Origin of the sequence: Blastococcus sp. LR1 (assembly GCF_020166105.1) — a bacterium.
Taxonomy (GTDB): Bacteria; Actinomycetota; Actinomycetes; order Mycobacteriales; family Geodermatophilaceae; genus Blastococcus.
Map to the genome: position 1 here is coordinate 889935 of NZ_JAIUJY010000001.1, position 12805 is coordinate 902739.

Sequence of the window (12805 nt, forward strand, 5' to 3'; positions counted from 1 at the left end):
GTGAATCCGCACGGAGCCGGAGTGCCCCCGGGGCGCGACGGTCACGCCCCGGGCCGTCAGACGGGGACGGCGGCCAGCCGCCCGTCCAGCCAGCGCTCCAGATCGACCACCGGCATGGGCCGGGCCATGTGGTAACCCTGCGCCACGTCGCAACCCAGCGCGTTCAGGGCGTCCCAGGTCGCCTGGTCCTCGACGCCCTCGGCGACGGTCACCAGTCCAAGGTTGTGCCCCAGCTCGACCACGGCCTTGACGATGAGCGCGTCGCTGCGGTCGCTGATCATGTCCGCCACGAAGGACCGGTCGATCTTCAGCTGCTGGACCGGCAGGTCCTTGAGGTGACCCAGCGAGGTGTACCCGGCGCCGAAGTCGTCGATGGAGAGGACGACGCCGGCCTCGCTGAGCCGCTGCAGCGTCTGCCGCGCGCGCTCCGGATCGGCCATGATCGCGCTCTCGGTGACCTCGAGGTCCAGGAAGCGTGCGGGCACGTCCCAGCGGGCGAGCAGCGCCAGCACCTCGTCGACGAAGGTCTCGTCGGTCAGGTTGCGCGCGGACACGTTCACCGCCACCTGCAGGTCGCGGCCCTCGGCCCGCCACCGGGCGCACTGCGCCAGCGCCTGGTCCAGCACGCACCGGGTCAGCGCCCGGATCAGCGGGGTCCGCTCGGCCAGCGGCACGAACGCGCCGGGAGGAACCATGCCGCGCTCCGGGTGCTGCCAGCGCACCAGCGCCTCCACGCCCTCGAGGCCGCCGCTGAGCGAGAGCTTCGGCTGGTAGTGCAGCAGCAGCTCGCCGTTGTCGATCGCACGGCGCAGGTCACCGAGGAGCGCCAGGCGCTCAGGGCTGTGGTCGTTGAGCCCGGAGTCGTAGACGCACACGCCCAGCCCTCGTGCCTTGGCGGCGTACATGGCGATGTCGGCGCTCTGGAGCAGGCTCTCCACGTCGTCGCCGTGGAGCCCCGACAGCGCGATGCCGATGCTGGCGTCCACGTCCAGCGAGGCACCCTCGACGTCGATCGGCGCCGCGATGGCCGCGAGCACGCGGGCGGCGAGCTCGAGCGCCTCGTGCTCGTCCCCGACCGCCGGCAGCAGGACGGCGAACTCGTCGCCTCCCAGACGGGCGACCGTGTCCCCTGCGCGGAGCGTGCGGCGCAGCCGGTCGGAGACCACCTGCAGCACCCGGTCCCCGTAGGCGTGACCCAGGGTGTCGTTGATCTCCTTGAAGCGGTCCAGATCGATCAGCAGGAGCCCCGCGGGCTCGGCGTCGTCGGCCAGCACGTCCGCGCCCCGCTGCTTCAGCAGCGTGCGGTTGGGCAGGCCGGTGAGGGCGTCGTGCAGCGCCTGGTGACGGTTGGCCTCCGACTGCCGCGCGGTGTCCCGCCGGCTCCGGGTGAGGATCACGGTGAACCAGGCCACCATCGCCAGTCCCACCCCGAAGGCCACCGGCGTGGCCACGAGGAGCCCCCGCTGGAACGTCCCGAGGTCCTCGAGGGTCCGGGTCGCCTCCAGCCAGTGCTCGCGCGCCTCCTCCTTGACGACCTCCTCGATCGCCTCGAACGCGGGGTCGACGAACTCCTCCTCGTACTCGTCGATCGCGAGCCCGTCCTCTAGCCCGGCCAGGAGCATGCCGTCGACGGCCCGCACGTACTCGCTGTGCAGCGCCAGCCACTCGGCGACCTCCGTGCTCTCGTCCCCACCCGAGACCGCACCCATGCGTTCCAGGGCGTGCGTGAACTGCGTCTTCGCCTCGTCGTACTCGGCCCACACCTCGTCATCGGCGTCCATGCTCAGCGTGTCGGCGAGCTCCTCCTGCAGGGCGAGCTGGCGCTCGGCCTCCTCGGACCACTGGGAGACCTCGGCGCTGCGCGTGGCCTCGGCAGCGGCCCGCGCGTTGTTCACGGCCGCCGCGATGGAGAAGACGGCCAGGAGCACGAGCACCGCGACCAGCCCGACCGTGGCCAGGTGGGGGCTCACCTGGCGACGCGTCTTCGGTGTCTCGTCGTCGTGGTGCTTGCTCATGCTCGTCCTCTGATCCGTGCCGCGGAGATTGCGACGTCACCGGCAGGCTGTTCGGTTTTGCACAACCGGTAAGTCGTTCATCGGTCCGGGGACGGCGTGCCAGAGGGCAACGTCGCAGAGCCTCACCCCTCGGGGGGAGCCGGCAGGTCAGTAGTGGCCCTTCTCGCCGTCCGCCATCTCCCGGAGCAGATCCAGGTGCCCGGCGTGGCGGGCCACCTCCTCGACCATGTGCCCGAGGATCCAGCGCAGCGTGAGCGTGTCGGCGCCGTGCTCGCGGTTGCGCCCGCGGTCGTCCAGCGACGCCGCGGAGACGACGGCGTCGGAGGCGGCGCACTCCCGCGCGTACTCCTCGAGCAGTTGAGCGAGCGGGACCCCGTCCACCTGGAAGTCGGCATCGGGCACGTCGCCGAACTGCGGGTTGGCGACCTGGTCCCGGTCGAGGAACAGCACCTGGAACCAGCAGTGCTCGACCCAGCGCAGGTGCGAGACGAGTCCGGCGACCGTCATCAGCGGCGACGTCGGCACCAGCGGCCGGTGCGCGGCGGCGTCGTCCAGGCCCTCGCACTTCTGGTGGACGACGGAGCGCTGCAGGTTCAGCCAGCCGAGCAGCTGGGTCCGCTCATCGCCGTCGCCGGGGGGTCGCACGCGCGCCGGAAGGGTCATGCCGGCGAACGCTAGCGGGAGATCAGGTCCAGAGGACGGCGATGAACACGTTGAGGATCGCCAGTGCGCCGGTCGCGTGGAGGAACGGCAGCGGTGACTTGGGGCCCGCCTGGCCGGCGGTGGCCGCCCGCTGCTTCCGGGCGGCGATGAAGATGGTGACGACGGCGAGCACGGTCACGACCAGCTTCACGCCGATCTTCGCGTGGTCGACCGGCAGGTCGTCCGCCTCGCGGATCCCGACCAGGGCGAGCCCGGACACCAGCTGCACCAGCGCGCCGATCTGCATCAGCTTCGGCTCGAAGTTCGCCTTGCGGCTCACCTGGAACAGGAACGGCCCGATGATCACGGCCAGGCCCAGGATGTGGACGACGACGAGGAGAAGACGCACGAGCTCCATGCCCGCAGGCTATCGACCAGCGCCGAGTGCGCCGTGTCACAGCCCGGTGACCTTCGGTTCACCCCACGGGGTGTGCCCGGGCGGGGGAGGCTTCGGCTTCCGTGCCGTCGCGCCGATCTGGAACGCATGACCTCGAGCGCCTCTCCGACCGCCACCTGGCTCCCGGCCGCGATGGTGCGCGCCGCCGTCGTCCACTCCACCGCCGCCGCTCCCGCTCGGGGGCGTCACCGCGCGCCGGAGTTCGGCGGCCCCGAGGTGGCCACCTCGGAGGAGCTCGTCCGCCCCGGTCGGCACGCCGAGCCGGCGGAGTCGGACTCGCTGGCCTGGCTGGGCTTCAGCTTCCGCTGATCCTCGACCGTTGAGCCACGGCCCGCTCAGCGGGCTCCGAGCACCTCTCCGAGGACCGGCACCAGCGCGGCGAACGCCTGACCCCGGTGGCTGCGGGCGTCCTTCTCCGCCGCCGTGAGCTCCGCGGAGGTGAGCTCCAGCCCTTCCGGGACGAACACGGGGTCGTAGCCGAATCCGTTGCTCCCCCGCTTCTCCCGGATCACGCGTCCCCGCCACTGCCGTTCCAGCACCCGCTCGGTGCCGTCCGGCGTCACCAGGGCGGCTGCGCACACGAAGGCCGCTCCCCGCCGCTCGTCGGGGACGTCGGCCAGCTGCCCCAGCAGGAGCGCGGTGTTCGCGTCGTCCTGACCGTGCCGCCCCGACCACCGGGCCGAGAGCACGCCCGGCATGCCGTTGAGCGCGTCGACGGCGAGACCCGAGTCGTCGGCGACCGCGGGCAGACCGGTGTAGCGGACCGCCTCGCGCGCCTTGAGCAGCGCGTTCTCCGCGAAGGTGGCACCGGTCTCCGGCGCCTCCGGGTACTCGTCGACGTCGCGCAGCCCGACCACCTCGACGCCCGGCACGGCCGACTCCAGCAGCCGCTGCAGCTCGGCGAGCTTGCCCGCGTTGCGGGTGGCGAGCAGCAGCCGGGTGCTCACCGGGGCGCCGCAGGTGAAGACAAGACCTCGGCCTGGAGCCGGGTCAGCTCGCCGCAGCCGGCGACGGCGAGGTCGAGCAGCGCGTCCAGCGTGGGCCGGTCGAACACCGCGCCCTCGGCGGTGCCCTGCACCTCCACGAAGCCGCCGTCACCGGTGCAGACGACGTTCATGTCGGTGCCGGCGCGCACGTCCTCCTCGTAGTGCAGGTCCAGCCGCGGCTCGCCGTCGATGACACCGACGCTCACCGCGCTGACCGACTGCACCATCGGGTTCGGCTTGGCCAGCTTCTTGCGCTCACCCAGCCAGGACACCGCGTCCGCCAGCGCCACGTAGGCGCCGGTGATCGCGGCGGTCCGGGTGCCGCCGTCGGCCTGCAGGACGTCGCAGTCGATGGCGATGCTGTTCTCGCCCAGCGCGCCGAGGTCGATCGAGGCGCGCAGCGAGCGTCCGATGAGCCGGCTGATCTCGTGCGTGCGGCCACCGATCTTCCCGCGCACCGACTCGCGGTCGCTCCGGGTGTGGGTGGCCCGCGGGAGCATCGAGTACTCGGCGGTGACCCAGCCCAGGCCCGATCCCTTGCGCCAGCGCGGCACGCCCTCGGTGACGCTGGCCGCGCACAGCACCCGGGTGCGGCCGAACTCCACCAGCACCGAGCCCTCGGCGTGGTCGAGCCAGTTGCGAGTGATGGTCACCGGACGGAGCTGGTCGGCCGAACGGCCGTCGGAGCGGGTCACGGATGCCGAGGGTAGTGCGCCCCGGTTCGACGGCGATGTGCCCGGTGGAGAGGATCGACCCATGAGATCGGAGCTGCGAGCCGTCCGGACCGGCGGGGTCCCCGTCGTCGTGGACCTGACCGACGAGTGCGCCGCCTTCGTGGCCCAGGAGGGCGACGGCCTGCTGCACGTATTCGTGCCCCACGCGACGGCCGGCCTCGCCATCCTCGAGACGGGCTCGGGCAGCGACGACGACCTGCTGGCCCAGCTGGACGAGCTGCTCCCCCGCGACGACCGCTGGCGGCACCGCCACGGCTCCCCCGGGCACGGTCGGGACCACGTCCTCCCGGCGTTCGTGCCGCCGCACGCCAGCGTGCCGGTGCTCGAGGGCCGCCTGATGCTGGGCACCTGGCAGCGCATCTGCCTGGTGGACACGAACACCGACAACCACCAGCGGCACGTGCGCTTCTCGTTCCTCGCCGGATGATCTCGCACCGCCCCCTTGCGGAGCGGTGGCAGGGACACGGCAGGATTCCCGACATGACCGAGACCGACGCAGCCCCCGTCCGCCTCGCCGCCGGCGACCCGGCGCCGGAGTTCACGCTGCCCGACGCCGAGGGCAACCCGGTCTCGCTCAGCGACTACCGCGGCCGCCGGGTCATCGTCTACTGCTACCCGGCCGCGCTGACCCCGGGCTGCACGACGCAGGCCGTCGACTTCACCGCGGCGGCCGGCGACCTCGCCGAGGCCGGCCTCGACATCGTCGGCATCTCCCCCGACCCGGTCGAGAAGCTCCTCCGGTTCCGGGACGAGGAGAAGCTCGCCATCACCCTGGTCTCCGACCCGGACAAGCAGGTGCTGCAGGCCTACGGCGCGTTCGGCACCAAGAAGCTGTACGGCAAGGAGGTCGTCGGGGTCATCCGCTCGACCTTCATCATCGACGCCGAGGGGCGCGTCGAGAAGGCCTCGTACAACGTCAAGGCCACCGGCCACGTCGCCAAGCTCCGGCGCGACCTCGGCCTGGACTGAAGCAGGACCGCGCCATCCCCTAGGCCCGCCACGTCCCGGGCCGCGGCTGGCACTCCGGCGGGCAGGGGTAGCCGGGCTCCCACGGGAACGACCCGTCGGCGTGGGTCCAGGCGAGCTGGTACCCCGGCACCGAGAACTCATCGGGCCGCCGGTAGAAGCGGTTCGCGCTGAACAGGACCTCGTCCGGGTTGGGCAGCGTCTCCACGACGAGCCTGCGCTCGCCGTCGAACTCGACGAGTTCACCGGGCAGCAGGTCCCGACCGTCGAGGACCAGGTCGGCGGCCGCGTTGAGCATGGCGCGGGCGTTCTCGGAGCCGACCCCCACCACGACCAGCTCGGGATGCCCCACGCCGAACAGGCCGACGGTGTAGCCGAACGGAGGCTCGTCGGACTCCGCGCCGCGCATGACGTACTGCACGACGACGCGATGGGTGCGGATCGTCTCGGCCAGCCGGCTGTCCTCCTGGTCGAGCCAGGCCAGCATCTGGGATTCGGTCGTCATGCCGCCAGCCTGGGCGCCGGCAGGGCCGGAGCGGAGCCCCGGAAGGCTTCTGTGGACGGCGGGCGGCGCTGTGGAGCGCCGTCAGCGCAGCCGGCTGAACAGCCTCCGCATCACCCCAGGGGCTCCGGGCCGGCCGGCCGGGGGGCCTTCCGAGGTCGGCGGCGGATGCGGGGCCAGCCACGTCCGCCGCGGACGCTCCAGCAGCCAGGACTCCTCGATCCGGACACCGGTCAACCGCTCCATCAGCGTGAGGGCGAGGGCGTCCGGATCGGCGTCCTCGTCGGCGAAGTCGAGCCCTTCCTCCTCCGGCAGCGGCGCCCCCTCCTCGTCGTCGAAGAGCACCGGATCGAACGCCCGCACGATCTCGCCGTCCCGCGCCACGAGGAAGTCCGAGACCGCGTTGATGTTGCGGAACCAGCAGATCGCCGTGCCGCCCCGCGAGAGCCGGGACAGCACGTGGTGGTCGGTCATCAGGAAGCCGTTCGGCTCGACGACGACGAGCCAGCCCTCGAGCTCCTCCATCTGCACCGGAAAGGCGTCGCTGGAGACGTCCGGGTCCTCCTCGGCATCGTCGAAGGTGCGCATCCGCTCGGTCGCCGGATCCAGTCGCAGCACGTGGACGACCTCCTCCAGCCGCGCTCCGCGCAGGAAGGTCAGCGCGATGGCCTCGATGTCGAACCAGTCGTAGTCGCTCACGCGCCCTCCCCCGCATCGGCTGCCGCGCGCTTGCGGCGCTTGCCCTCGTGCATCGCCTGCACCCGGGCGACCGGGATGGCGTGCCCCTCGGCGACCAGGTCCGCCGGCAGCGCCTGCGGTTCCGGCAACGCCTCGGCCCACGGATCGCGGTCGCCGAGCAGCCCGGCCGCCGTCGTCACGGTGAAGTCCCCGGGCCGGACGTCGTCGAGCTCGTCCCAGCCGACCGGGAACGACACCGGCAGCCCGGGGCGGATTCGTGGGCTGTACGCCGCGACGACCGTCCCCTGCCCCGACCGCGTGGAGTCCACGAACACCCGACCGCCCCGGTCCTCCAGCAGGTAGGCCGTGGTCGCCAGCTCCGGGTCCAGGGCGGCGGTCCGGGCAGCGAGCGCACGGGTGGCGGCGGCGACGTCCTCCAGCGGCGAGCCGTGCACCGGGACGACGACGTGCAGCCCCTTCGAGCCGCTGGTCTTCACCGCGGCACCCAGCCCCGCCTCCTCCAGGGCCCGGCGCGCCAGCCGGGCGGCGGCGACGACTCCCGGGAAGTCGGCCCCCTCCGGCGGATCCAGGTCGAGCACCAGGCCGGTGGGCTCGTGCGAGCCGGCCAGGAGGAAGGGCACGTGCAGCTCGACCGAGCGCTGGTTGCCCAGCCACAGCAGGGTCCGGCGGTCGTCGCACAGCACCTGGTGGATCTCCCGGTGCGAGCCCTCCGACCAGACCGGCACCGTCCGCACCCACTCCGGGGCGCCCTTGCTCACGTTGCGCTGCATGAACGGCGCCTGACCCGGGCGCACCCGCTTGACCGACAGCGGCCGGCCGGCGAGCAGTGGGACGAGCCGGTCGGCGACGGCGTCGAAGTGGTCGATCAGCGCGCGCTTGGCGACCTCGAGCCCGTCACCGAGCGGGGAATCCAGGCTGCTCAGCGCGACGCCGTCGCGTTCGGTGTCCACGCGGCCCACCGTGCCGGGCAGCTCTGCCCCGGGCAACCGGGACCACCCGTTCAGATGTCGTACGTCGCCTTGGCGCGCACCAGCTCGGTCTCCGGGAACACCGCGCTCGCGGCGAAGAGCTGGCCGATGTGGTCGACCCACGGCGGGATGTGCGTCAGCAGCAACCGCTGCACGCCGGCCGCCGCTGCGTGCTCGGCCGCCTGCCGCCCGGTGAGGTGCAGCCCCGGGGGCTGTTCGCGGGCGTTGTCCGGGTGCGCGGCCTCGGCGAGCAGCACGTCGGCGCCGCGCGCCAGCTCCACCACCTGCTCGCTGGGGCCGGTGTCACCGGTGTAGACCAGCGAGCGCCCGCCGGCGGTCAGCCGGATGGCGTAGCACTCGATGGGGTGCGCGGTGCGGGCCAGCTCGACCTCGAAGGGCCCGAGCTGGAAGGCGCCCGGCCCCACCGGGACGAAGTCGAAGACGTCGGTCAGCGCCTCGCCGTCCATGTCGTAGGCCAGCGCCAGTCGACGCTCGGCACCCACCGGCGCGTACAGCGGCACGAGCGAGCCCGTGGAGCGCCCGGAGTACCGCCCCCAGACGACGAACGGCGCGACGTCGAGGCAGTGGTCGGCGTGCAGGTGCGAGAGGAAGACCGCGTCCACCGTGCCGGGATCGATCAGCCCCTGCAGCGCCCCGAACGCACCGCTGCCCAGGTCGAGCACCAGCCGGTAGCCCTCGTGCTCCACCAGGTAGCTGGAGGCGGGCGAGTCCGGGCCCGGACCGCTGCCGCAGCAGCCGATGACCGTCAGCTTCACGCAGCACCCACCGTTCCCGCGCGGAGCACCGCGCCGACCTCGGGACCCAGGAAACGGCGGCCGAGCCGGGCGAACGGCTCGGGGTCGCCGGTGGCGAGGAACGCGTGCCGGGGTGGTGCGGCGTCCTCGTCGCGGAGCAGTTCGGCGCGGGTCAGCACCCGGTAGACGTCCTTGGCGGTCTCCTCGGCGCTGGAGACCAGCGTGACGTCCTCGCCCATGACCAGCGAGATGACGCCGGTCAGCAACGGATAGTGCGTGCACCCGAGGACGACGGTGTCGACACCGGCTGCCAGCAACGGGTCGAGGTAGGACTGCGCCAGCCCCACGAGCTGCCGGCCGCTGGTCACCCCGCGCTCCACGAAGTCGACGAAGCTCGGGCACGCCGCGGAGGTCACCGTCACGTGCGGCGCCGCGGCGAAGGCGTCGTCGTAGGCGCCGCTGGTGACCGTGGCCTGGGTGCCGATGACACCGATCCGCCCGTTGCGGGTGGCGGAGAGGGCCCTGCGGACCGCGGGGAGCACGACCTCCACCACCGGGACGTCGTAGCGCTCGCGGGCATCCCGCAGCGAGGCGGCGCTCGCCGAGTTGCAGGCGACGACGAGCATCTTCACGCCGTCGTCGACCAGGCCGTCCATGACGGCGAGGGAGTGCCGGCGCACCTCGGCGATGGGCAGCGGGCCGTAGGGGCCGTTGGCCGTGTCACCGATGTAGCGGACCGACTCGTTCGGCAACTGGTCGAGCACCGCACGGGCCACGGTCAGCCCGCCGACACCCGAGTCGAAGATGCCGATCGGTGCGTCGGCTCCTGGCTGCGTCCCCATGTCGCCGGTCAGGCTAACCGGCCCCACCGACGGACGCTGGTGACGGGATGGAACGGCCGGCCTTCAGGGTCCCGCGCCGAGCCTGCGAGGCGTGGGGGGAAGGCCGGTCCTTCGTCAGGCCCAGAGCTGACCCTCCAGTGCGGAGGTCGCCTCCTCGAGCGTGCCCGCGTAGGCACCGGTGGAGAGGTACTTCCAGCCGCCGTCGCAGACGATGAAGACGATGTCGGCCGCGCGGCCGGCCGCCACCTCCTTGTCGGCGATGCCGAGGGCGGCGTGCAGGATCGCGCCGGTCGAGATGCCGGCGAAGATCCCCTCCCGCTCGACCAGCTGGCGGGTGCGGTGGATCGCGTCGTCGGGGCCGACGGAGAACCGCGAGTCCAGCAGCGAGGCGTCGTAGAGCTCGGGGATGAAGCCCTCGTCGATGTTGCGCAGGCCGTAGACCAGCTCGCCGTACCGGGGCTCGGCGGCGATGACCTGCACACCGGGCTTGTGCTCGCGGAAGTAGCGCGAGCAGCCCATGAGCGTGCCGGTCGTGCCGAGGCCGGCGACGAAGTGCGTGATCGAGGGCAGGTCGGTGAGGATCTCCGGCGCCGTGCCCTCGTAGTGCGCGAGCGCGTTCCCGGGGTTGCCGTACTGGTAGAGCATCACCCAGTCGTCGTGCTCGGCGGCGAGCTCCTTGGCCATCGCGACGGCCTGGTTCGACCCACCCGCGGCCGGCGACGGGATGATCTGCGCGCCGTACATCTCCAGCAGCTGCCGCCGCTCGATGGAGGTGTTCTCCGGCATGACGCAGATCAGCTTGTAACCGCGCTGCCGGGCCACCATGGCCAGCGAGATCCCGGTGTTGCCGCTCGTCGGCTCGAGGATCGTCGACCCCGGCCGCAGCAGGCCCTCCTTCTCGGCGGCCTCGATCATCCTGATCGCGGCGCGGTCCTTGATGGAGCCGGTGGGGTTGTGGTCCTCGAGCTTGGCCCACAGACGCACGTCAGGCGTCGGCGAGAGATTCGGCAGCCCCACCAGCGGGGTGCCGCCGAGGGAGTCGACGAGAGAGGCGAAGCGGGCCATGGGAACTCTTCCGGGAACGGGGACGGTGGACGGGAGCGGCGGACCGCTCAGCAGCCGCCCGCGACCGCCGGGAGGATCGTGACCGAGTCGCCGTCCTTGACCTGGGTGTCCAGGGCGCCGGTGAAGCGCACGTCCTCGTCGTTGACGTAGACGTTGACGAAGCGGTGCAGCTTGCCCTCCTCGGTCACGAGGCGGTTCTTCAGGCCCGAGTGCTTGCTGTCGAGGTCGTCGATCAGCGCGGAAAGGGTGTCCCCGCTGCCGTCGACGGTCTTGTTGCCGCCGGTGTGGGTGCGCAGGATGGTCGGGATCCGGACCTCGATGGCCATGGCGTGGTTCTCCTCGGGACGAGTGTGTCAGGGGATCGCTGCAAGGCAGCGGTGGTGCGTCTGTGTGCGGAACGCCCGCTCCGCACGGCGCATTCCGGCCCCGTTCAAGGGCCCGCGCCGAGCCTGCGAGGCGTGGGGGGAACGGGGTGTTTCCTCAGTCGTAGACGACGGTCGTCGGCGAGTGCCCGAAGAGATGGGTCTCGACGATCTCGACCTCCTCCTCCGACACCTCCCCGTCGACGATGCGGTAGCTGCGGAACTCGACGTCGTCTCCGGCCAGGCCGGTCTGCCCACCGTGGTGCCGGGTGGACACGAGGACGTAGTGGGTGCGCGGATCGGCTGCCGGGCCCGAGGCGTAGCCGATGTCGGTGCGCGACGGGTAGGCCTCGGTGGCGGTGTGCGAGTGGTAGACGACGACGGCCCACTCGTCCCGGTCGTCGAGGTCGCGGTACAGCTTCAGCAGGTCCGCGGTGTCGAACTCGTAGAACGTCGGCGACCGCGCGGCGTTCAGCATCGGGACGACGCGCTCGGGACGGTCGGTCCCCTCGGGACCGGCGACGACGCCACAGGCCTCGTCCGGGTGGTCTTCCCGGGCGTGGGCCACGATGGCGTCGTAGGTCGCGCGGTCGATGCGCAGCACGTGGCCAGTCTAGGCGTCCCCTACCTCACCACTCGGAGTCGGCCCCGGCCGGGCCGTCGACCGCGGACGGCCGGGGACCGATACCGTCGCCGTCGTGCTTGTCCCCTCGCTGCTGATCGCCGGTGTCGTGCTGCTGGCGCTGCCTGCCCTGGTCCTGGGTGTCCGGGGACTGTTCGTGCACCGCGGCTACAGCGCGGCGGAGCCCGGGGACCGCGCCTCGGTCGTCGTCATCGTGGTGCTGCGGGTCCTGCTCCTGCTGCTGCTGCTCGCCGTCTCCGGCGTCCTGCTGCTCTCGACGATCGGCGCGATCGTCGTCGACGTGGACCTGCACGGCATGGTCTACGTGCTGTTCGCCCTGGACCTGCTGGTGGCGGCGCTGGTGCTGCTCACCTTCGGCCGGCGCGACCAGCGACCAGGGCGTCGACGAGCGAGCCCTGCACGGCGGTGAGCCAGTAGTAGACCGCCAGCTGGTGGTCGTCCTCGCCGAGGATCTCCTCCGGCGGCTCGGTGTCCTCGCTGATGTCCAGCCGGGTGCCGAGGGCCAGCCGCAGGTCGTTGCTCGTGCGCAGCCACGCGCCGGCCTGCTCGTCGTCCAGCCGGATCTCGCCGCCGTCGACCGGCAGGGTGGCCCGCACCATCGCCAGGTCGTCGGCCTTGCCGCCGCGCAGCGACTCCTCCGTCAGCTCCCGGTAGTCCTCGGCCATCTCCCGGTCCGAGCGGTGCCCCGGCGGGAACAGCCGCTCGAGCACCGGGTCACCGGCGACGTCGTCGGCATCGGCGACCAGCAGCTGCTCGAGCTGGTCGAGCAGGAGGGCGACGATCCCCGCCTCGGCCCGGTCGAGCCGCGCGACGATCTCTCCCCGGCTGGCGCGGAACGGCTTCATGAGTCCTTCTGGTAACTGGCCCACAGCCCGTAGGCGTGCAGCCGGCTGGTGTCGTGCTCCATCCGCTCCCGCGGACCGGAGCTCACGATGGCCCGGCCCTCGTGGTGCACCTGGAGCATGAGCTCGGTGGCCTTCGCCTCGTCGTAGCCGAAGAGCTCCTGCAGCACGAAGGTCACGTAGTTCATGAGGTTGACCGGGTCGTTCCAGACGATGGTCACCCACGGACGGTCGAGATCGCTGAGCTCGTCGACGGAGCTGTCGGGCGTCCAAGTCGGCGCGAGAGGTCCGGCCACGGGTCCAGCTTAGAGCGCGGGTCTGCCCGCG

19 protein-coding genes are annotated in these 12805 nt (G+C 72.2%); 4 read left to right on the forward strand and 15 right to left on the reverse strand.

What is annotated here, in order from left to right:
* Window positions 1-56: 56 nt before the first annotated feature.
* The 3 genes from LBW97_RS04430 to LBW97_RS04440 form a co-directional block, all read right to left on the reverse strand.
* Complete coding sequence (locus LBW97_RS04430; protein ID WP_224498183.1) at window positions 57-2015, reverse strand: bifunctional diguanylate cyclase/phosphodiesterase; 1959 nt, start codon at window positions 2013-2015, stop codon at window positions 57-59.
* A gap of 147 nt (window positions 2016-2162) precedes the next feature.
* Window positions 2163-2678, reverse strand: a complete 516-nt coding sequence (locus LBW97_RS04435) for a DinB family protein (RefSeq protein ID WP_224498184.1) — start codon at window positions 2676-2678, stop codon at window positions 2163-2165.
* A 22-nt stretch (window positions 2679-2700) separates the two neighbouring features.
* Window positions 2701-3075 carry a hypothetical protein gene (locus LBW97_RS04440; RefSeq protein WP_224498185.1) on the reverse strand — a complete coding sequence of 125 codons (375 nt, stop codon included), beginning with the start codon at window positions 3073-3075 and terminating at the stop codon, window positions 2701-2703.
* A gap of 126 nt (window positions 3076-3201) precedes the next feature.
* On the opposite strand from LBW97_RS04440, the gene LBW97_RS04445 reads away from it, so the two are divergent.
* On the forward strand, window positions 3202-3423 hold the full coding sequence (locus LBW97_RS04445; protein WP_224498186.1) for a hypothetical protein: 222 nt from the start codon (window positions 3202-3204) through the stop codon (window positions 3421-3423).
* A 26-nt stretch (window positions 3424-3449) separates the two neighbouring features.
* On the opposite strand, the gene rdgB is transcribed toward LBW97_RS04445, so the two are convergent.
* Window positions 3450-4061, reverse strand: a complete 612-nt coding sequence (rdgB, locus tag LBW97_RS04450) for an RdgB/HAM1 family non-canonical purine NTP pyrophosphatase (protein ID WP_224498187.1) — start codon at window positions 4059-4061, stop codon at window positions 3450-3452.
* Window positions 4058-4795 carry a ribonuclease PH gene (rph, locus tag LBW97_RS04455; RefSeq protein ID WP_224498188.1) on the reverse strand — a complete coding sequence of 246 codons (738 nt, stop codon included), beginning with the start codon at window positions 4793-4795 and terminating at the stop codon, window positions 4058-4060. Before rph ends, rdgB begins: the two co-directional genes overlap by 4 nt.
* A 61-nt stretch (window positions 4796-4856) precedes the next feature.
* On the opposite strand from rph, the gene LBW97_RS04460 reads away from it, so the two are divergent.
* Both LBW97_RS04460 and bcp read left to right on the forward strand, forming a co-directional pair.
* Window positions 4857-5261, forward strand: a complete 405-nt coding sequence (locus LBW97_RS04460) for a YjbQ family protein (RefSeq protein WP_224498189.1) — start codon at window positions 4857-4859, stop codon at window positions 5259-5261.
* A 53-nt stretch (window positions 5262-5314) separates the two neighbouring features.
* Entirely contained in the window at window positions 5315-5803 is a 489-nt protein-coding gene (gene bcp / locus LBW97_RS04465) for a thioredoxin-dependent thiol peroxidase (protein WP_224498190.1), read from the forward strand.
* 19 nt (window positions 5804-5822) lie between these two features.
* Here bcp and LBW97_RS04470 read toward each other — a convergent pair whose 3' ends face one another.
* From LBW97_RS04470 to LBW97_RS04505, 8 genes are all read right to left on the reverse strand, one after another.
* A complete protein-coding gene (locus LBW97_RS04470; RefSeq protein ID WP_224498191.1) occupies window positions 5823-6305 on the reverse strand; it encodes a DUF4262 domain-containing protein in 483 nt (160 codons plus the stop codon).
* Window positions 6306-6386: 81 nt separating this feature from the next.
* On the reverse strand, window positions 6387-7001 hold the full coding sequence (locus tag LBW97_RS04475) for a DUF6461 domain-containing protein (RefSeq protein WP_224498192.1): 615 nt from the start codon (window positions 6999-7001) through the stop codon (window positions 6387-6389).
* Complete coding sequence (locus LBW97_RS04480) at window positions 6998-7951, reverse strand: DNA polymerase domain-containing protein (RefSeq protein WP_224498193.1); 954 nt, start codon at window positions 7949-7951, stop codon at window positions 6998-7000. Before LBW97_RS04480 ends, LBW97_RS04475 begins: the two co-directional genes overlap by 4 nt.
* A 50-nt stretch (window positions 7952-8001) precedes the next feature.
* On the reverse strand, window positions 8002-8745 hold the full coding sequence (locus LBW97_RS04485) for an MBL fold metallo-hydrolase (protein ID WP_224498194.1): 744 nt from the start codon (window positions 8743-8745) through the stop codon (window positions 8002-8004).
* On the reverse strand, window positions 8742-9566 hold the full coding sequence (gene murI / locus LBW97_RS04490; RefSeq protein WP_224498195.1) for a glutamate racemase: 825 nt from the start codon (window positions 9564-9566) through the stop codon (window positions 8742-8744). Before murI ends, LBW97_RS04485 begins: the two co-directional genes overlap by 4 nt.
* Before the next feature lie 114 nt (window positions 9567-9680).
* A complete protein-coding gene (locus LBW97_RS04495) occupies window positions 9681-10631 on the reverse strand; it encodes a PLP-dependent cysteine synthase family protein (RefSeq protein ID WP_224498196.1) in 951 nt (316 codons plus the stop codon).
* 47 nt (window positions 10632-10678) lie between these two features.
* Window positions 10679-10957: a MoaD/ThiS family protein gene (locus LBW97_RS04500; RefSeq protein ID WP_224498197.1), complete on the reverse strand. Its 279-nt coding sequence runs from the start codon at window positions 10955-10957 to the stop codon at window positions 10679-10681.
* Window positions 10958-11111: 154 nt separating this feature from the next.
* Window positions 11112-11597: a Mov34/MPN/PAD-1 family protein gene (locus tag LBW97_RS04505; protein WP_224498198.1), complete on the reverse strand. Its 486-nt coding sequence runs from the start codon at window positions 11595-11597 to the stop codon at window positions 11112-11114.
* A gap of 94 nt (window positions 11598-11691) precedes the next feature.
* Here LBW97_RS04505 and LBW97_RS04510 point away from each other — a divergent pair, with 94 nt between their 5' ends.
* A complete protein-coding gene (locus LBW97_RS04510) occupies window positions 11692-12045 on the forward strand; it encodes a hypothetical protein (protein WP_224498199.1) in 354 nt (117 codons plus the stop codon).
* Here the strand turns inward: LBW97_RS04510 and LBW97_RS04515 are convergent.
* A complete protein-coding gene (locus tag LBW97_RS04515) occupies window positions 11984-12481 on the reverse strand; it encodes a DUF2017 family protein (RefSeq protein WP_224498200.1) in 498 nt (165 codons plus the stop codon). The genes LBW97_RS04510 and LBW97_RS04515 overlap by 62 nt on opposite strands.
* Entirely contained in the window at window positions 12478-12774 is a 297-nt protein-coding gene (gene clpS / locus LBW97_RS04520; RefSeq protein ID WP_224498201.1) for an ATP-dependent Clp protease adapter ClpS, read from the reverse strand. Before clpS ends, LBW97_RS04515 begins: the two co-directional genes overlap by 4 nt.
* Between the last annotated feature and the right edge of the window lie 31 nt (window positions 12775-12805).